Annotated in this window: 15 protein-coding genes; 7 read left to right on the top strand and 8 right to left on the bottom strand. The window is 51.1% G+C overall.

Features of this window, described 5'->3' with window-relative positions:
• Positions 1-326: 326 nt before the first annotated feature.
• The 3 genes from J1781_RS15425 to J1781_RS15435 all read right to left on the bottom strand — a co-directional run bounded on the left by J1781_RS15425 (position 327) and on the right by J1781_RS15435 (position 3,676).
• Positions 327-1,592, bottom strand: coding sequence for a Y-family DNA polymerase (locus J1781_RS15425; protein WP_129953652.1), 1,266 nt, complete (start codon positions 1,590-1,592; stop codon positions 327-329).
• Between the two features lie 2 nt (positions 1,593-1,594).
• Positions 1,595-2,014 carry a translesion error-prone DNA polymerase V autoproteolytic subunit gene (locus J1781_RS15430; protein WP_129953653.1) on the bottom strand — a complete coding sequence of 140 codons (420 nt, stop codon included), beginning with the start codon at positions 2,012-2,014 and terminating at the stop codon, positions 1,595-1,597.
• Between the two features lie 225 nt (positions 2,015-2,239).
• Positions 2,240-3,676, bottom strand: coding sequence for a glycoside hydrolase family 1 protein (locus J1781_RS15435; RefSeq protein ID WP_129990970.1), 1,437 nt, complete (start codon positions 3,674-3,676; stop codon positions 2,240-2,242).
• 359 nt (positions 3,677-4,035) lie between these two features.
• Here J1781_RS15435 and J1781_RS15440 point away from each other — a divergent pair, with 359 nt between their 5' ends.
• From J1781_RS15440 to yjiA, 3 genes are read left to right on the top strand one after another with little or no spacing between them, the layout of a single operon-like run.
• Positions 4,036-6,189: a carbon starvation CstA family protein gene (locus tag J1781_RS15440; RefSeq protein ID WP_217233840.1), complete on the top strand. Its 2,154-nt coding sequence runs from the start codon at positions 4,036-4,038 to the stop codon at positions 6,187-6,189.
• 59 nt (positions 6,190-6,248) lie between these two features.
• The gene (locus J1781_RS15445) at positions 6,249-6,452 is read left to right on the top strand and encodes a YbdD/YjiX family protein (RefSeq protein WP_129953656.1); all 204 of its coding nucleotides are present in this window, start codon (positions 6,249-6,251) and stop codon (positions 6,450-6,452) included.
• A gap of 30 nt (positions 6,453-6,482) precedes the next feature.
• Positions 6,483-7,454 (top strand): GTPase, encoded by a 972-nt coding sequence (gene yjiA, locus J1781_RS15450; RefSeq protein ID WP_217233841.1) that lies wholly within the window; start codon positions 6,483-6,485, stop codon positions 7,452-7,454.
• Between the two features lie 30 nt (positions 7,455-7,484).
• Here yjiA and btsR read toward each other — a convergent pair whose 3' ends face one another.
• The 3 genes from btsR to J1781_RS15465 all read right to left on the bottom strand — a co-directional run bounded on the left by btsR (position 7,485) and on the right by J1781_RS15465 (position 11,312).
• Positions 7,485-8,204, bottom strand: a complete 720-nt coding sequence (btsR, locus tag J1781_RS15455) for a two-component system response regulator BtsR (RefSeq protein ID WP_217233842.1) — start codon at positions 8,202-8,204, stop codon at positions 7,485-7,487.
• The gene (locus tag J1781_RS15460; protein WP_129990967.1) at positions 8,198-9,886 is read right to left on the bottom strand and encodes a sensor histidine kinase; all 1,689 of its coding nucleotides are present in this window, start codon (positions 9,884-9,886) and stop codon (positions 8,198-8,200) included. The genes btsR and J1781_RS15460 overlap by 7 nt, the downstream gene beginning before the upstream one ends.
• Positions 9,887-10,205: 319 nt before the next feature.
• Entirely contained in the window at positions 10,206-11,312 is a 1,107-nt protein-coding gene (locus J1781_RS15465; protein WP_129953660.1) for an ABC transporter substrate-binding protein, read from the bottom strand.
• A gap of 642 nt (positions 11,313-11,954) precedes the next feature.
• Between J1781_RS15465 and treZ the strand changes: the two genes are divergently transcribed.
• Positions 11,955-13,742 (top strand): malto-oligosyltrehalose trehalohydrolase, encoded by a 1,788-nt coding sequence (treZ, locus tag J1781_RS15470; protein WP_217233843.1) that lies wholly within the window; start codon positions 11,955-11,957, stop codon positions 13,740-13,742.
• Positions 13,739-16,249 carry a malto-oligosyltrehalose synthase gene (gene treY, locus J1781_RS15475; protein ID WP_217233844.1) on the top strand — a complete coding sequence of 837 codons (2,511 nt, stop codon included), beginning with the start codon at positions 13,739-13,741 and terminating at the stop codon, positions 16,247-16,249. The genes treZ and treY overlap by 4 nt, the downstream gene beginning before the upstream one ends.
• 30 nt (positions 16,250-16,279) lie before the next feature.
• Here treY and J1781_RS15480 read toward each other — a convergent pair whose 3' ends face one another.
• Positions 16,280-17,473 (bottom strand): zinc-dependent alcohol dehydrogenase, encoded by a 1,194-nt coding sequence (locus J1781_RS15480; RefSeq protein WP_129953664.1) that lies wholly within the window; start codon positions 17,471-17,473, stop codon positions 16,280-16,282.
• Between the two features lie 403 nt (positions 17,474-17,876).
• Here J1781_RS15480 and J1781_RS15485 point away from each other — a divergent pair, with 403 nt between their 5' ends.
• On the top strand, positions 17,877-18,395 hold the full coding sequence (locus tag J1781_RS15485) for a hypothetical protein (RefSeq protein ID WP_217219804.1): 519 nt from the start codon (positions 17,877-17,879) through the stop codon (positions 18,393-18,395).
• 9 nt (positions 18,396-18,404) lie between these two features.
• Complete coding sequence (locus tag J1781_RS15490; protein WP_129953666.1) at positions 18,405-18,851, top strand: DUF421 domain-containing protein; 447 nt, start codon at positions 18,405-18,407, stop codon at positions 18,849-18,851.
• A gap of 48 nt (positions 18,852-18,899) precedes the next feature.
• Here J1781_RS15490 and J1781_RS15495 read toward each other — a convergent pair whose 3' ends face one another.
• On the bottom strand, positions 18,900-20,012 hold the full coding sequence (locus J1781_RS15495) for a mechanosensitive ion channel family protein (RefSeq protein ID WP_129990963.1): 1,113 nt from the start codon (positions 20,010-20,012) through the stop codon (positions 18,900-18,902).
• Between the last annotated feature and the right edge of the window lie 362 nt (positions 20,013-20,374).

Genomic DNA, 20,374 nt, shown 5'->3' on the forward strand with positions numbered 1-20,374 from the left:
CATCTACAGACTCCCAACACAGACACGGTAGGATCAAGACGCTGACTTAAAAATTTCAAGATAAGTCATCGTGAAATAAGTCTTTTAATTAAAATCAATCTTGGATAAATGCTAGTTACTCAGGGAAATTTTTACTAGCGATCAGGCATCTTTTTTTATTAACTGCGCCTGACCTACCAATGTCAGGTGTGTCAGATGATATGGTTAAACGCAGGCGGCGGGCCTGCGGCAGTCACTGTATCTGCACCAGCAACCGCCCGCAGGTAAAACGTGGCTATTTAAAATGCGAAGCAATAATATTTATTTTAAACGAGGCATGGCGGTAATCATTTAATAACGAGCAGATCCTGATATCGCGTGGTATATCTCGGCGAGAGCATTTCACGCTTCATCTGCCATTGCTGCCGTATGCCCTGCCCGGCAAAATAAAGCGTTCCACGCCCCTTCCTGGCATTCAGATAATCCAATACGCCCATCAGTTTCTGGCTATTATGTCGCGGTGCGTTTTCATCGAAAAGATTCAGCTGAGCCACACCCTGACTGTAAAAATCGCCCAACATAATTCCGGCTTTCTGATAGCGATGTCCCTCTTTCCAGATAGCATCCAGACAGCGCGTCGCCGCAACCATAATATCCCGGCTATCCTGTGTCGGCGTCAGCAAATTAACGAATGAGCTGGATCCATAATAAGGCTCATTTAATCCGAAGGGAGACGTTTTAATAAACGCGGAGATAAACCGGCAATACTGATGTTCATTGCGGAGCTTTTCCGCTGCCCGGATAGCATAACTACAGATAGCCTGACGCATCTGCTCATATTCCGTGATCCGATCACCGAATGAGCGGGAGCAAACAATTTCCTGCTTTACCGGCGCAAACTCTTCCATCTCAAGACACGGTTCACCCCGTAACTCACGCACCGTTCTTTCCAGCACAACGTTGAAATGTTTTCTGACGAACCGGATATCAGTGTCTGCCAGCTGCAGCACCGTCCCGATCCCCATAGACTTCAGTTTCTTCGTGATCCGCCGGCCGACTCCCCAGACTTCATCCACGGGTAACGCCGCCATAAGCTTTCTTTGCCGTTCGACATTTGACAAATCAACAACTCCACCCGTCTGCCGTTGCCATTTTTTTGCTGCATGATTAGCCAGTTTGGCTAACGTCTTGGTTTGTGCGATACCGACCCCAACCGTCAGATGCGCACGTTGCAGAACAGTGGCTCTGATTTCACGCCCAAACTCCGTCAGATCGCGACAATTGCGCACGCCCGTCAGGTCACAAAAAACCTCATCAATTGAGTATACTTCGCAGCGTGGCACCATCTCCTCAATTGTGGTCATTACCCGGTTGGACATATCCGCGTAGAGTTCATAATTACTACTAAAACAAACTACGCCATGACGCCTGAACACTTCTTTTTGTTTAAAATACGGTTCTCCCATTTTTACAAATGGGTATGCTTCAGCAGAACGGGCAATAACACAGCCGTCATTATTGGATAAAACGACCACCGGCCGCCCCTTCAGGTCGGGGCGAAATACCGTTTCACAGGAAGCATAAAAAGAGTTCACATCACACAGTGCAAACATAGTCAGCTCGCAGATTTCACGATATAGGTCACTACGCCGAAAACTTCCAGGCTTTCTTCGCTGCCAATGATGATTGGCGCATAAACACTATTTTCAGGCCGGAGCATGACAACCGGATGCAGTTGCAGGCGCTTAACCGTGAATTCACCGTCAACCGCAGCAATGACAATATTGCCATGTTCAGCTTTACGGGAACTGTCCACGACCAGTAAATCGCCCTCGCCAATCCCGGCGTCAATCATTGAGTCACCGGTCACTTTCACGAAATAAGTGGCACTCGGATGCTGAATCATCAGTTCATTGAGATCAATACGCCGCTCAACATAATCCTGCGCCGGGCTCGGGAACCCGCAGGGGACAAGGTCGCTGAACAAGGGGAATGCCAGGATCTGCCGTGGCTCGTTAAGCGTGAGGAACTGCATTGTAATCACCATCAAGGAAAACTGTATGTATATACAGTATTATTTATCCCTGATGGAAAGCAAGAGGCTTTAAAGGCGGCGGTGCTTCTGCTGCGTACCGCGCTGAGTAAAAGCCTTTAAATTAAGGGTTTGCCAGACTGTAAATTTTTAGGGTCTGAGGGAACGGAGGTCGGTGAGTACAGTCCGGGCATAACCCGGACTGTACTCAGGACTGGCCGGGGAATATCAGCTGATATCTGCGCCGTTGGTCTCAATCACTTTCTGATACCAGTGGAACGATTTCTTCCTGTAACGGTTCCCCGTCCCGGAAATTTTATCGTCAAGGTCGACATAAATCAGACCGTAGCGTTTGCTCATCTCGCCGGTAGACATACTCACCAGATCGATGCACCCCCACGGGGTATATCCCATCAGTTCCACGCCGTCTTCAATCGCTTCAGCCATCGCTTCAATGTGCCGGCGCAGATAATTGATACGGTAATCATCGGCAATAAAGTGGTTTTCATCCGGTTTATCGACGGCGCCCAGCCCGTTCTCCACAATAAACAGCGGTTTTTCATAACGATCGTACAGCTGATTAAGGGCAATGCGCAGACCAACCGGGTCGATTTCCCAACCCCAGTCACTGGCTTCGAGGAACGGATTGCGCGCGCCGCCGAGCAGATTACCCTGTGCCGAAACCGCGTCCGGACTGGTTTTGTTGATGGTCGAAGACATATAGTAGCTAAAACCAATGTAATCCACCGTATGCTCTTTAATCAGCGCTAAGTCACCCGGCTGAATATCCAGTTCGACACCCTGCGACTGCCACAACCGTTTGGCATAGTAAGGATATTTACCACCGGCCTGCACGTCGGCGCAGTAGAAATTAAACGCCTGAGTCTCTTTCAGGGTTTCCAGCTGATTGACCGGATTACAGTCATAAGCGTAATGGGTGGCAAACAGGATCATGCAACCCATCTGGATTTGCGGGTGGGTTTCGTGGGCTATTTTTACCGCCAGGCTGCTGGCCACAAACTGGTTATGCCACGCCTGGAATTTCGCCTGAGCCTCAAGCGCACCGGTTTTCACCGTCAGCCCCTGGCTCATGATCGGGAAATGCGCCGCGCTGTTAATCTCATTGAAAGTCATCCAGTATTTCACTTTATGACCAAAGCGGGTAAGCACCGTGCGGGCAAAACGCTCAAAGTGACCAATCAGTTCACGGTTTTTCCAGCCACCAAATGCTGTAGCCAGATGGAGCGGCATCTCATAATGGGAAATCGTGATCACCGGTTCGATGCCGTGTGCGATACAGGCATCAATCACCTGCTCATAATGCTGCAGCCCCGCGTCGTTGGGTTCCTGCTCAATACCGTTCGGATAGATGCGGGTCCAGGCGATAGAAAAACGGTAACACCTGAATCCCATCTCTGCGAACAGCGCGATATCTTCCCGGAAGCGATGATAGTGATCGATACCTTTATGATTGGGATACGTATATTTTGCAGGATCAAGGGTAAAGTCAAACTCCGGGGAGGAAACGATGTTTAAACGGTCTTTACCACCCGGGATCGCATCGACAATCGACAGCCCTTTGCCATCCTGATCGTAAGCGCCTTCAACCTGGTTTGCCGCCGTTGCCCCACCCCACATAAAGTCTTGCGGAAACTTACCTTTCATAAAAAACTCCCTGAACGTGTCTGGTTGATCCCTTGGATCATTTAGCAAAGGAGTAATTTACCTGCCAAAAGACGGCTCTGCCAGAAAAGTTACGCCGATGTCCGGACTTTCACGCGTAACCGACCCAGTGATCTAAATCACAGATTTTGCTGCATTAATCGCTCCCGGAACCGCTTATCCCGCGTAATAACCGCTTATCTGCCTCTGTGACCGCTGACCAAGTTTCCCCCCTCCGCGCCCGCGAATTTGGCACCCTATGCAGGCACATAAAACAGGCCCCTGCCTCTCTGAAAGCGATCCTTAATAAAGAAAACAGAGAAGGGTATTTCGTGAGTCCTTTTAAAATAACCGGGTTATTTATGAATAAAAAAACATTATTCAAGCACATACCGTGGATGATTGTTGCCCTCCTCGGTGCCTGCTGTCTGGGCGTGGTTGCCCTGCGGCGGGGTGAACATATCAGCGCTTTGTGGATAGTCGTGGCCTCTGTCTCGGTCTATCTGGTGGCCTATCGCTATTACAGTCTGTATATCGCACAAAAGGTCATGAAACTCGATCCTTCGCGCGCGACGCCCGCAGTGATCAACAATGACGGTCTGAACTATGTGCCGACCAACCGCAACGTGCTGTTTGGCCACCACTTTGCTGCCATCGCCGGAGCCGGTCCTTTGGTCGGTCCGGTGCTCGCTGCACAAATGGGGTATCTGCCGGGCGTGTTGTGGCTGCTGGCCGGCGTGGTTCTGGCCGGTGCGGTGCAGGACTTTATGGTGCTGTTCATCTCTTCACGCCGTAACGGTGCGTCTCTGGGCGAAATGATCAAAGAAGAAATGGGACCGGTGCCGGGCACTATCGCCCTGTTCGGGTGTTTCCTGATCATGATTATTATTCTGGCGGTGCTGGCCTTAATCGTGGTGAAAGCGCTGGCGGAAAGTCCGTGGGGAGTGTTCACCGTCTGTTCCACTGTGCCGATTGCCCTGTTTATGGGCATCTATATGCGCTTTATCCGGCCAGGTCGCGTGGGTGAGATCTCAGTGATTGGCGTTGTTCTGCTGGTCGCGGCAATCTGGTTCGGCGGCGTTATCGCCAGTGATCCTTACTGGGGTCCGGCGCTGACCTTCAAAGACACTACCATTACCTTTACTCTGATTGGTTATGCGTTTATTTCTGCCCTGCTGCCGGTGTGGCTGATCCTGGCGCCGCGCGACTATCTGGCAACGTTCCTGAAAATCGGCGTCATCGTCGGACTGGCGATCGGTATCGTCATTCTCAATCCGGAACTGAAGATGCCGGCCCTGACCCAGTACATTGACGGTACAGGTCCGTTGTGGAAAGGTGCGCTGTTCCCGTTCCTGTTTATTACCATTGCCTGCGGCGCGGTATCGGGTTTCCACGCGCTGATCGCCTCCGGCACCACGCCTAAACTGCTGGCCTGCGAAACAGATGCACGGTTTATCGGTTACGGTGCCATGCTGATGGAATCCTTTGTCGCCGTGATGGCACTGGTGGCAGCATCAATCATCGAACCGGGTCTGTACTTCGCCATGAACACTCCGCCGGCCGGTCTGGGCATTACCATGCCAAACCTGCACGAACTGGGCGGCGATAATGCGCCGATGATCCTGGCGCAGCTGAAAGACGTCACGGCGCATGCTGCGGCCACCGTCAGTTCATGGGGGTTTGTCATCTCGCCTGAGCAGATTATGCAGACGGCGAAGGATATCGGTGAACCCTCAGTGCTGAACCGCGCAGGTGGCGCACCTACGCTTGCCGTCGGGATTGCACATGTGTTCCACAAAATTATGCCGCTGGCCGATATGGGCTTCTGGTATCACTTCGGCATTCTGTTTGAAGCGCTGTTCATCCTGACCGCGCTGGATGCGGGGACGCGTTCCGGCCGCTTTATGTTGCAGGATTTGCTGGGTAACTTTATCCCGTTCCTGAAAAAGACCGATTCGCTGGTCGCCGGGATTATCGGTACCGCAGGCTGTGTCGGCCTGTGGGGTTATCTGCTGTATCAGGGCGTGGTCGATCCGCTGGGCGGCGTAAAAAGTCTGTGGCCGCTGTTCGGGATTTCTAACCAGATGCTGGCTGCCGTCGCGCTGATCCTCGCCACCGTCGTGCTGGTGAAGATGAAACGCACGAAATATATCTGGGTCACCCTGCTGCCTGCTATCTGGCTGCTTATCTGCACCACCTGGGCGCTGGGGATGAAACTGTTCAGCACCAATGCGCAGATGGAAGGCTTCTTCTACATGGCCGGTCAGTATAAAGCGCGTATCAGCGCAGGTGGCGCGAACCTGACACCAGAACAAATCAGCAACATGCATCACATTGTGATCAACAACTACACCAACGCCGGGCTGAGTATTCTGTTCCTGATTGTGGTGTACAGCATCATTTTCTACGGTATCCGCGCCTGCCTGCAGGCACGTAAAACAGACAAGCGTACCGATAAGGAAACGCCTTATGTGCCGGTACCGGCGGAAGGAATAAAACTCTCCTCCGGGCATTGATTGTTTTTCTGAAAGCCCCGCACTCCGGGGCTTTTCAGTTTAAATTCAAAGGAGTATGTATGTTTGACAACTTAGGTGCAGCGAAGAAATACCTCGGACAGGCTGCACGTATGCTGGTGGGCATACCGGATTACGACACCTACGTTCTGCATATGCAGACCAACCACCCGGATACGCCTGCGATGACCTACGAGGAATTTTTCCGTGAACGCCAGCAGGCGCGTTATGGCGGAGACGGTAAAGGCGGAATGCGCTGTTGTTAAGAGGGCGCCGTTATTAGCAGGAAGGCAAACATGACACCGATTGCAGTCACAGTATTAACAGGCTTTCTGGGTGCAGGGAAAACCACACTCTTACGCCAGATTTTGCATACGCAGCACCAGATGAAAATTGCGGTGATCGAGAATGAATTTAGTGAAATACCGATCGACAACCAGCTGATAGGTGACCGTGCCACACGTATTACCACCTTGTCCAATGGCTGCATCTGCTGTACCCGCTCGGGAGAACTGGAAGCGGCGCTGCTGGATTTACTGGACAGTGTCGATAAAGATGAGGTGCAGTTTGACCGGCTGATGATTGAGTGCACCGGCATGGCCGACCCCGGCCCTATCCTTCAGGCGTTTTTCGCCCATGAGATTATCTGTGAGCGTTACGTGTTAGATGGCGTTATCACGCTGGTGGATGCCGTTCATGCCATGTCGCAGCTGGATCAATTTCCTCTGGCGCAGTCGCAGATTGGTTATGCTGACCGCATCGTGCTGACCAAGACTGATGTGGCCGGTGAATACCCTGAACTGGCAGAGCGGCTGCAACGAATCAATGCACGTGCACCGGTTTATAGAATGATTCAGGGTGACATCGATCCGGCGCTGCTGTTTGATATCCGCGGGTTTATGCTGGAGGAGAACGTGGTCGCCGCCAGACCGCTGTTCTACCGCGTCGCGCCGGAGCAAAATGCCGTCTCTTCAATTGTCGTGGAGCTGGATTACCCGGTCGCGCTGACGGCGATATCGAAGGTGATGGAAGAACTGCTCGCCAGTTTTGCAGATAACCTGATGCGTTATAAAGGGATGTTATGGATAGCCGATCAGCCATGCCGCCTGTTGTTCCAGGGGGTGCAGCGGCTGTACAGCGCCGACTGGGATCGCGAGTGGCAACCGGACGAAACACCGCACAGTGTGTTAGTTTTCATTGGCATGCAGTTGCCCGAAACCGAAATCCGCGAGGCCTTTGCGCGGCTGCGACCAGCCTGCTTAATCTGACCAATTTGACCTAAAGAAAAGCGGCGGGGTTTACAGCCCCACCGTCTCTTTCAGCGATTTCAGATAGCGGCGGCTGACCGGCACAATCTGACCATCGCGCAATAACAGTTCAGCCTGGTTTTTATCTTCCAGACGGATTTCTTTCAGATAATCCATGTTTACCAGATACTGCCGGTGACAACGTAACAACGGCGTGCGGGTTTCCAGCGTACGCAATGTCAGCTCCGTAAATGTCTCTTTACCGTTCTGCCCGGTGACATACACCCCGCCGACCCGGCTGCTCACATAGGCTACATCTTCCAGCTGTAACAGCCAGATACGGTTGCTGCTGATACAGGGGATAAATTTCAGCGGCTGCTGATATTGCGGTAACTGCGAAACGTCCTGCGTCTGATAACCCTGACGTAATCTGGCCAGGGTTTTCTTAAGCCGCGCCGCCTGTATGGGTTTGAGCAGATAATCAAACGCGCACTGTTCAAACGCCTGCACCGCATACTCCTCAAACGCGGTGAGGAAAACAATGTGCGGCCGATGTTGCTGATCGAGCATGCCAACCATTTCCAGCCCGCTGATACGCGGCATCTGAATATCAAGAAATACAATGTCAGGGCGGATTTTATGGATCACACCGATCGCTTCAATGGCATTAGTACACTCGCCGACGATTTCAATGTCGCTTTCATCCTGAAGCTGTAAACGTAAATTTTCCAGCGCCAGTGGCTCATCATCCACAACAAGAACTCTCAACATACCACTCCCCCGGCTGGCAGGCGTAACGTGACGCGGGTAAAATCATCCGGTTTACAGCTGACCGTAATACCGTAATCATCGCCAAAGCGCGCGCGCAGCCGCTTATCCACCAGACTCATGCCTAACCCGTCACCGCTTGCTTCCGGCTGATATAACCCGGCATTATCTTCCACTTCAACAATCACTCTTTCCCCCTCGCTGTAAGCACGAATAATAATATTGCCATTGCTCAGCAGCTGAGAAGTCCCATGTTTAATGGCATTTTCCACTAATGGTTGCAGCGTGAAAGCAGGCAGGCTCTGATCAGAAAAGGCCGCCGGCACCTGTAAATCCACCTTCAGCTGTGACGGGAATCTTGCCAGCTCAATTTGCAGATAAGCATTCACATGCTCAAGCTCATCGGCCAGGGTGACAATTTCAGAGGAGCGTTTGAGATTCTTACGAAAGAATGTCGACAGGTACTGCACCAGTTGCCCGGCCTTGTCACTGTCGTGGCGGATTACCGCCATCAGCGTATTGAGGGCGTTAAATAAGAAATGCGGGTTCACCTGTGCATGCAACAGTTTGATTTCAGACTGCGCCAGTAAAGCTTTCTGTTGCTCAAATTTACCGGCGAGGATCTGCGCCGATAACAGTTGGGCAATGCCTTCTCCCAGCGTCCGGTTGATGGAGCTGAACAGCCGGTTGCGGACTTCATACAATTTGATCGTGCCAATCACCCGCTGATTTTCACCCCGCAGCGGGATCACCAGTGTTGAACCCAGCTTGCAGTTAGGATGCAGCGAACAGCGGTAAGGCATCTCGTTGCCGTCGGCATACACCACTTCATCATTCTCAATGGCGCGCCAGGTATATTGGGAGGCGATGGGTTTGCCCACCAGATGATGATCGTCACCGATACCGGTAAAGGCGAGTAATTTCTCGCGATCGGTAATCGCCACGGCGCCGATATCCAATTCTTTCAGCAGCACCTGTGCCACTTTCATGCTGTTTTCTTCGTTAAAACCGCGCCGCAAAATCCCTTCCGTTGAGGCCGCCACTTTCAGCGCAGTGGCCGAAAATGCCGAGGTATATTTTTCGAACATCGCCCGCTTATCCAGCAGGATGCGCATAAACATCGCGGCCCCGAGAGTATTTGTCACCATCATCGGCGCGGCAATGCTGCTGACCAGATTAAGCGCATCATGAAACGGGCGGGCGATCAGCAGGATAATCAGCATTTGCAGTATTTCTGCGACAAAGGTGACACCGGCCGCGACCAGCGGATTAAATAATTTATCGATGCGTCCGCGTTTGATCAACACGCTGTGTACCAGACCGCCTAATAATCCTTCGGCGATGGTTGAAATCATGCAACTCAGCGCGGTCATACCGCCCATCGAATAACGGTGGATCCCGCCGGTCAGCCCCACTAATCCCCCGACCACCGGGCCGCCAAGAAGTCCGCCCATCACTGCACCAATTGCGCGGGTGTTGGCAATAGAGTCTTCGATATGCAGACCAAAGTAGGTTCCCATAATGCAAAAAATGGAAAAGGTGATATAACACAACAACTTATGCGGCAAGCGCACCGTCACCTGCACCAGCGGAATAAATAACCGCGTTTTACTCATCAGCCAGGCAATCACTAAAAACACGCACATTTGTTGTAGCAGCAGTAATATTAAATTAAATTCGTACATTCCCGGGCACCCAAAAACTGACAAGCTGGCAATATATCGTGCTTAAAAAAAATTTACCTTGAAGCTACCCGAAGAATAGGAATATTTTTATTGACGAATAAACTTTCATATTCTTTTAAAGAAAATATAAGAAGATTATTTAAAGGTACCGGTCAGGAAACGACAATATTTATTGAGCAGGCACCGCGCCCCGGCGCACATAAGCAAACGGCTCCCTGTCATGGAAGCCGTTATATTACCGGATAACTTATCAGTTCCGCGCCGTCTTTAATGACTACGGCCGGATTGAAAGGGACCGTTTAGCAGGCGACATCGACGATCAGTATGGCTCTCCGCTGGCCGATAATGCAAAGGTGCCCACCGGCATGACGGGCAGATATTTTTTATAATAATCGTGATAGTTTTTCACCGGGTCAATATCCTTGAATAAATCAGGATAAAGGGACTTTGCAATAAACTGTACCATGGTGAAATCGACCAGCGTACGCGATGCACCCTGATAAACCCCGAAGAGTTTGTCGTTTTTAATGGCCGGTAATGAACTCCAGCCGTCACGGTGAGCGAATCCGTTGAGTTTTGCTCTTGCGGCGGCTTCATTAACGCCGATGCCCATTTCTAACGCCGTATCGACTTTATTGTTCTCCCTGCCGGAAATAAAAATGACATCCGGTTTGGCGACCAGCAACTGCTCAGGGTTAATTTCGCCCCACTGTTTAACGAAAGGCGCTGCAATATTTTCACCACCTGCGAGACGCAGCATCACGCCCCACATATTTTCGCCGTAGGTAAATGAATACTCGGCCGGACCTTTATTGCCAAACTCAATATAAACTTTTGGCTTAGGCAAATTCGCTTGTCTGATCCTGTCTTCAATCAGCGCGATGTTGTTTTTATAAAGCCGGGCAAGCTCATTCGCGCGGTCGGTCTGGCCGGTTAATGTCCCGATAATCTCCGTGGATTTCACATGATTTTCCACCGTTTGATCATTATAGTCGAGCACAACAACCGGGATATTCAGGCTCTGAAGCTGGGTAACTTCATACTTCAGGGCGGCGTACTGCCAGCTGGCTAAAATGACCACATCCGGTTTCAGGCTAATCACTTTTTCCAGCGACACGTTGTGCAGATCGATTTCGCCGATATCCGGAATGTTGGCGATGGACGGGCGGTGTTTAATATACATATCCCAGTTCGCAGGGACCTTGCCATGCCAGGCTTCACGGGAGATACCGACAATATGATCAAACGCTTGCTCACCGCCGACCGCCATATAGTCTTCAAAATAGAATCCTAATACCGCTCTTTTCACCGGGGTTTCTAAGGTTATTTTATTTCCCAGGACATCAGTCAGTGTGGTGGTTGCGGCACTGGACTGTCCGGTCATCACGACTGACAGCATAAAAAGTAAACCATGAAGTAACTTCATTTAATTCCCTTAGGTATTGTGTGATTATCATCTGCAAGTGAAATTCATTATTATAGAAACCGATTTACTACACGGTTTACTTACCTTAAGTCACTGTAAAAAAAGGCGTGACGCCACACGATTATCGCGGCGGTATATTATACGTTCAGTTGGCTACATCAGTACAGTCACAACTGCGCACTGCCGCGGGCGGGGCAAACAAGATCGGCTGATGTGAGTTTGCGTGATGACCGCTAATATCAATCGGAAAACGCTTCTCAGATGCTGAGCTATAATTAAAATTTACCGATAAGAAGGAGAATTATATGGCTCCAGTCGCGAGTATAGCAGGTGGGATTATATTTATAATCGTTGGCGTTGTGATGTTGTGGCTATTGGTGAAGGCGCATAAAGGCAACGCAGGCAAGAAGTTCTTTACTCCTCACAAATGCATGTTACTCATCGGGACCCTTGTCTCTTTTGTTATTTCCATTGTATTTTTCACCTCTTCTTCCTGATGACAGCTTAATTTTTGTCGTTAATGCCCCGGTTTTTATCGGGGCATAATAGCCGACAGGCTCCTCTTCTGCCCATCCTCGTCTATCATTATTATTCGTTTGCTAACTGCCTGCTTAATCGCTCAATCTTTTGTGAGGTGAATCGATGCAACGCGATGCATTTATGACAAGCTGGGGGGCGAGTTTCATTTCCGCCGGGACAGTTCTCTTTCGGGTGTGGGCGCCAGGCCAGGACAAAATGACCCTGCGACTTTCCGGCGAAAACAAAGACATGCTGCCGAAGGAAAACGGCTGGTTTGAGTTTGTGGCAACCGGTGTTTCTCCCGGTGAGGAATATCAGTTCATTCTTGCCGACGGACTGCCTATTCCTGATCCCGCCTCGCGCGCGCAGCTTGCGGACGTCAACGGCCCTTCGCTGGTGACCTCGTCATCAGGTTATACATGGCAGAATCTTGACTGGAAAGGCCGTCCGTGGGAAGAAACGGTCATTTACGAGATGCATATCGGGACATTCACGCCCGAAGGCACTTTCAGCGCCGCGCAGGAAAAACTTGCCTGGCTGGCAGAAACCGGCATTACCATGATAGAAGTGCTGCCGCTCTCACAATTTGGTGGTAATCGCGGATGGGGCTATGACGGTGTCTTGCTGTACGCGCCTCACTCCGCTTACGGCTCGCCGGATGATTTCAAAGCCTTTGTCGATGCCGCGCACGGTGTCGGCATCTCCGTGGTACTGGATATTGTGCTTAACCATTTTGGTCCTGAAGGGAATTATCTGCCGCTGCTCGCACCGGATTTTTTCGATCCGCAACGCACAACGGCATGGGGTGCAGGCATCAATTATCGAAATGAAGCGGCCCGATGCTATATTGCGCAAGCGCCCCTGTACTGGCTCAAGGAATACCGGCTGGACGGCCTGCGCTTTGATGCCATCGACCAGATGAAAGACACCTCTTCCCCGCATATTCTGATCGAAATCGCCGAGCGAATTCGCGAAGAGATAACCGACCGCCCGGTGCATCTGACCACTGAGGACAACCGCAATGTGATCTTTTTGCACCCGCGCAATGCTGATGGCAACGTGCCGCTGTTTACCGCCGAATGGAATGACGATTTCCATAACGCCATCCATGTTCTCAGCACCGGTGAAACGCATGCCTACTATCAGGACTTTGCGCAAAATCCTGAGAGACTGGCAGCACGCGCATTAGCAGAAGGTTTCGCCTATCAGGGTGAAAAATCACCACAAACCGGTGAGCCACGCGGTGCGGTCAGCCGCAGGCAGCCGCCGGTAGCCTTTGTCGATTTCATTCAAAATCACGACCAGATTGGTAATCGTGCACACGGTGACCGGCTGATCACGCTGGCTGGCGCTGAACGTACGCGCGTTCTGCTGACCGCTTTACTGCTATCCCCGCATATCCCGCTGCTGTTTATGGGCGAAGAATATGGCGAAACCCGCCCGTTCCTGTTCTTTACCGATTTTGAAGGTGAACTGGCGCAGGCAGTTCGCGAGGGCCGCGCCCGGGAATTTGAAGGGCACAGCGATTACGGCAGCGAAACCGTACCCGACCCTAACGCCCTCAGCACCTTCGAAAATTCGAAACTTGACTGGCAAAAACTGACCCATCCCGAAGGCAAAAACGCACTGGCACTGACCCGCAAGCTGCTGGCGTTGCGCCAGAAACATATCGTGCCCTTACTGACACCGGCGAAAGGCGAAGTCGGCCAGATTGTCGGGACTTCAGCCGGTTTTCTCGCGGTTAAATGGGTATTCCCCCGAGGCACACTTTCGCTGGTACTGAATGTCGGTGAAGACACGCACCCGCTTCCTGAACTGCCGGGAGAAACACTTTTTGCCTGGCCGCCGGAAACGGTGACCTCCGTACCCGGCTCCCTTATTGTCCGTCTTGCGCCAGGAGTTTTACCGTGAAAATCCCCACTGCAACTTACCGCATTCAGTTCCGTAACGGACTGAACTTTGACACCGCAACCGGGCTAATCCCCTATTTAAAACAGCTGGGGATCAGCCATTTGTATGCTTCTCCGGTGTTTACGGCAACGTCTGACTCCACCCATGGCTACGATATTACCGACGCCAACGAAATTGATCCGTCGATTGGCGGACGCGAAGGCTTCGACCGTATGGCGCAGGCACTGAAAGCGGCAGGGATCGGACTGATCCTCGATATTGTGCCCAATCATATGGCTGCCTCACCCGAAAATGCCTGGTGGCGTGATGTCATTGAACATGGCGAAAAGAGCCGCTATGCACGCCATTTTGATATCGACTGGTCGCGTCGGCTGACGTTGCCTTTCCTCGGGGATTCTTTTGAGGATGCGCTGCAAAAAGGCGAGATTACGCTCAAGGTTGATCCCCTCACTGGAAAGCCCGCTTTCGACTATTTTGGGACGTATTATCCTGTTGCGCCCGGCACCCTCACGGCAGATAACACACACGGTCTGAACAAAACAGAACTGGCCGCATTACACGAACGCCAGCCCTACCGGCTGATGTGCTGGCGGGATGCGCCCCGCGAGCTTTCGTACCGGCGCTTTTTTGAGATCACAGGTCTCGCGGGGGTACGTGTAGAAGATGACGTCGTTTTCGATGATACGCACCGGCTGATCCTCGAACTGGTCCATGCGGGAGTGGTCGATGGCCTGCGGGTCGATCATGTGGATGGTCTTGCCGATCCCAAAGCTTATCTTGAACGTCTGCGGGAAAAAGCCGGGCCTGACTGCTATATCACGGTCGAGAAAATTCTGGGCAAAGGCGAGCGCCTGCCAACGGACTGGCCGGTTTCCGGTACGACAGGTTATGAGTTTATTGCCTCGCTTTCGGATGTGCTGGTTAATGATGAGAATATTGCAGTGCTTAGCGAGCTTTACGATAACGTGGTGGGCAAGCCGGTGGACCTGCGCAACGAACTGCGCGTGGCCAAGCTGATGATGGTGGAGAAAAATTTCGAAGGTGAATTCACTGCACTCTGGAAACTGGCTACCGATATTGCCGGGACAGAAGACGCGCCGTATGAAGAAAATGATATCCGCACCGCATTGCGCGAATTACTGATCGCTTTCCCGGTGTACCGCACTTACGGCACACCACGGGGCATGCCTGCGGAAGACGCGGCACTTTTACACAAGATACTGCGTAAGGTCAGCGCCACGATTCTTCCTGTTCAGGCTGAAATTCTCGCGTTTCTGGTGCGTATTCTTTGTGGAGAAACCTCCGCGGCGGCAGCATCGCAGGCCGGTTTATTCCGCACACGTTTCCAGCAACTGACCGGGCCGCTAATGGCTAAATCGGTGGAAGACACGCTTTTTTTCCGTCAGAACATGGAGCTGGCGCTGAACGAAGTGGGCGCGGAACCGTTAATTCGCACCTTCTCCCTCAGCCGCTTCCATACGGAGATGATAAAACGCTGCGAAGAGCAACCGGAAGCGCTTTCCGCAACGTCCACGCATGACACCAAACGGGGTGAAGATGCCCGCGCCAGACTGTTTACGCTGACTGAAGCCCCGCAGGAGTGGGCCGCCTGCGTGAAACGCTGGCACCGGATGAACGAGTCAAAGGTGAGAATACTTCCCGATGGCCCGGCACCACGCCCTGCGCTGACATGGATGCTCTATCAGGCGCTGGCGGGCGCATGGCCGGCTACCCTGGCACCTCAGGATGAACAGGGTTTGCAGGAACTCGACGACCGATTTCAGAGTTTTGTCGAAAAAGCACTGCGTGAAGCCAAGCTGCGCACGAGCTGGGATGACAATAACGAAGACTATGAAAAGGCGGTGCTGGATTACGCGCATCATTTGCTTTCACCGGCAAACCGGCTCTTCCTGCAAGATTTCCATACATCGATCCAGCCATTTATTCAGGCCGGACTGGTGAACAGCCTGACCCAGACGGTGATAAAACTCATGGCACCCGGCGTACCGGATATCTATCAGGGCAGCGAGGCGCTGAATTTCAGTCTTGTTGATCCCGATAACCGCCGTTTGCCGGATTTCACCCGGCTGGAACAGCGGTTAAGGCAGGATGAAAAACCGGCCTGGAACCAGCAGGCATACTGGCTGAACGGCCAGCTGAAACAATACGTCGTGGCAACGCTCGCCGGGCTTCGCCAGCAAAAGCCTGCGTTGTTTCAGCAGGGCGACTATGTTCCGCTCAGTGCAACCGGGAAGCACGCCGAAAACGTTATCGCGTTTGCGCGGGTGAGTAATGACGAGGCCGTCATTATTGCGGCACCGCGTCTGGTACTGGGTTTACCCGCGCGGGGATTCCCGCAGACGGAAATCGTACTGCCGCCCCATCTTGCTTACCGGCCCTACCGGGAGCTGTTCAGCGATAAAGAGATTACGCTAAACAACCAGATAGATATGGCGGTCTGGCCGGGTTTTGCTCCTGTCATCCTGATAGCGTCCGCCTCCTCTTAACGGAGGTGGAACTTCACGTTACCGACAGGTCTATGCGACGGATGCGCGGGAAGGCGTGCCGGGTAACAGAATGATTTTCCGGCAATCTTCCTGCCGTTTTTCGAAGATGTTATAACCTTTCGCGGCATCTTCCAGCGGCATATGATGCGTCACGATTTCTTCCGGTTTCAGTTGTCCGGATTCAATTAACATCAGCAGATCAGGAAGATAGGCATGAACATGCGTCTGCCCCATTTTAAAGGTCAGCCCTTTATCAAAAGCATCGCCAAATAAAAAACCGTGAATAAAGCCCGCGTAGACACCCGGTACGCTGACTATCCCGCCGCGGCGTACCGCAGCAATGCACTGGCGTAACGCTTTCCCGCTGCTGCCTTCAATCTTCAGATTGCTCAAAATGGTTTCGGTAAGGCTGCCTTTGGCTTCAAAACCAACGGCATCGATTACCGCATCAACGCCGCGGTGTCCGGCAGTGTGCTCAATAATCCAGGCTGCCGCATCGTCATTTTCATCGAAATTAATCGGGATCACTCCATACCGCTCCTGAGCAAACGCCAGCCTGTAGGGGTGATGGTCAATCATGAATATCTGTTCAGCGCCCGCCAGCCGGGCGCAGGCTGCGCTTAACAACCCCACCGGCCCCGCACCGAAAATCGCCACACTCGAACCGGGCATCAGTCCGGCATTTTTAACCGCCTGCCAGGCAGTGGGTAATATATCTGATAAAAACAGCACCTTTTCATCGGCTAATCCGTCCGGGACTTTAAAAGGCCCGGCATTCGCTTTTGGCACCCGCACATATTCAGCCTGCCCGCCCGGAATTCCGCCGTACAGGTCGCTATAGCCAAACAGCGCCGCCGGGGGGGTGATGTTTTTGGGGTTAAGCGCCGCACCTTTGTTGGGGTTAGTGGTTTCACAGGCGGCATACTGGTTGAGTTTGCAGAAAAAACATTCTCCGCAGGCAATAACAAAAGGAATAACGACGCGGTCACCTTTAGCGACGGCAGTAACATCCGCTCCGGCTTCCACCACTTCACCCATAAATTCATGACCAAATATATCGCCATGGTGGGTGCCCGGTATTTTCCCGTGGTAGAGATGCAGGTCAGAACCACATATTGCCGTTGCCGTCACTCTCAGGATGATATCATCGCTGGCCTGAAGTACCGGGTCAGGCATGTTATCAACGCTGACCTTGTACGGGCCGTGATAAGTCAATGCTCTCATGATTAATTTTCCTTTCAGGTCTTATTCAGACCGGTTAAGAGAATAGTAAATAATGATCACTGAGAGTATTCAGTCTAGCCCACCCTTATAGAGTGTCAAAAATACGCTATATTTCTCACCTGGAAATATGCAGGTTTAAGCACAGGAATTTTAATATTGAAATTAAAGGCTAATACTCAAGCATTGAGAATAATCCTAATTTTGACTTATTTACATCATCAAGACTAAGCTAATCAAAGAAGTGTTCCCCCTGCGAAAGTTTCAGGATGCAAACAGGGCAACATGGCAGAGGAAAGCCGGCTTTCTACCTGACACGATGATCTTCGACATGTCGTCATGTATGACAAAACCACGGGAACAGACACACTAATTTAACGCAACCTCTTCACCAGAGAAAAGCGACATGGACAAAGATGATCAACATCAGTTTGAACAAAGGACCACGCCTGTAGAAGAAAACATTAAATGGATCAAAACCGCTTGGCGGCTTGAGCGCATTGGTTTTTTTCTGCTGGGTTTGTTTATTCTTTATGCCTTGCTGGGAGGGTTTTCTCAGGGCTGGCTGAGCGATTCACTCTACCAAAACGATCCGACCTCGACACAAATCACTTATGAAAAATACCTGCGCAGCGACACCGAGTCACCGCTGATTATTGCCTATCCCGTTAAGCAAGAGAAAAGCGATCATATTACCCTCAGTGGAAAATTCGTGAATGAATATGACATTATTAACGTCAGCCCCGAAAGTGCCGTGATACACCGTAGCCCCGGCACGATGATCATCTACCCGAACAACCCCGGCGTTGCGAATAAAGGTAGCGTGCAACTCACACTTAAACCAAGGGAATTTGGGATCTATACGCTCTCTGTAACGGCAAATAATAACTCGCCTTTTATCTTCAAACAGATTGTTTTTCCTTAGGGGGTCAAAATGGAAAATGTCCTCAGAGCAGCCATTATGTATGTTTTCCTGTTTATTATTTTTAAAATTTCAGGACGCAAGACACTGCTCGAAATGACTATTTTTGATTTTATACTGGTGCTGATTATCAGTGAGGCTACACAACAGGCCTTGCTTGGGGAAGACTTCTCCATTACGGGCGCGATGATCACTATCGGAACACTGATTTTCATCGATAAAGGTTTAGGAATTCTGGAAAACAAAATTCCTAAACTTGATTTATGGCTTAATGGCTCTCCTATTATCCTCATCGAGAATGGCAAAGTCCTCGATCAGCGACTGCGTAAATGCTCCCTTTCCGAAGATGAAATCCTGGTAGTGGCTCGCCAGCAGGAAGGGATAGTTAACCTCAACGAGATTAAATTCGCCATCTTAGAAAACAACGGGAAAATATCGATTATCCCTTATAAAGAATAAGGCACCGCGTAATGAGGTGCGTTCGCAGTAACCCGGTGTTCCCGCTGATCATGCCCGTTTTTCTTCACGGGTGACGTCCAGTCTGCCGTTTTCAGGTTCAGCTTGCGTTCTGACAATCATATTCGGCAATGCCATTTCGATCCCCTGCTCGATCAGCTTTTCAATAATGCGGATATTAATTTCCTGCTGGATATCCATGTATTTATTATAATCGGCAGTATTGACGATATGGACCACTTCGATATTCAGACGATCGGTACCAAAACCAAGCAAATGCGCACGGTCAAACTTGGTTTCGCCGATATCGATAATAATTTCCTTTACCAGATCACCAATAATGCGCAGCTTTTCCGGCGGCGTATTAATCGCGATGCCAAAATTGAAAACAATACGCCGGGTTTGCATGCGTTTGTAATTATGCAGCGTTTGCTGGAGCAGAATAGCATTGCCGCAAACGATCTGTTCCCCGCTCAGGCTGCGTATCCGCGTCGTTTTAAGACCGATATGTTCGACAGTACCGGCAACATCATTAAAAACGACAAAATCTCCAATTTCGAAAGGCTTATCAAAACCGATAGATAAGGAAGCGAATACATCACTGAGAATGGTCTGGATCGCCAACGCGATAGCGATACCGCCCACGCCCAGGCTGGCGACAAGCGCGGTAATATTCACGCCCACATTCGCCAATATCGACAGCAACATCACTGACCACACTACCGCGCGGAAAATCAGCCCGGTGATCACCAGCGTTACCGGATTTTTGTTCATCCCGGGCTGACGCATAATATGACGTAACCACGAGACAACGGCCTGATCCAACCACAGTGCCATCTGGAACGCCAGCACCAGGAACCATGCATGACTGATGGTGTTGTAGAGATTATCGGGCAGATTAACAAACCGCAGGCTGAACAAAAAAGCAGCAACGAAAAGCAGTAAATTGCTCGTCCGGTTGAGGATCTCGCCCAGAATAAAACGGATACGGTGGCTGGCCGCATTGACCTCACCCCAGCGTTTTATGCCTTTGCGCAAGAATGACACCAGCCAGCTCAGCAGCCAGTACGTGACAAGCGTGACCACGCACATCGTCGCGACGCCGGTCCAGAACACCGGTGTCATCACCAGCGCGATAAAATCGAAATGTGATAAAAACTTCATCTTCCCTCCCGGAATTAATCACAAACCTTCAGTATAGAAAACGGGTCAGCATAGAACCAGGAATAGGAAAGTTCGGCAAAAACCGGGGGTGACGGTAAAGGAAAAACTTTGCTGATGTCTTACGTTATCGGTATTTATATTATATTCAGTCCGGTTTACTATGATTTCTGGCGTGAGTCCGATGTCCTGAAAAACGTTCAACTGAGGTGCTTATTATGAAAAGAGCTTTAGTGATTGGTTATATGTCGTTCGTTTCAATTGCATTGGTTACCGCGCTGATAATCGGTGCCCGAAACGGATAACGCAGGTGCTGTAGGATGCATAGGATGAGGCTAAAAAGCGTTCTGACTTCCAGAAATATG

The sequence above is a fragment of the Rahnella perminowiae genome, from assembly GCF_019049695.1.
Lineage (GTDB): Bacteria > Pseudomonadota > Gammaproteobacteria > Enterobacterales > Enterobacteriaceae > Rahnella > Rahnella perminowiae.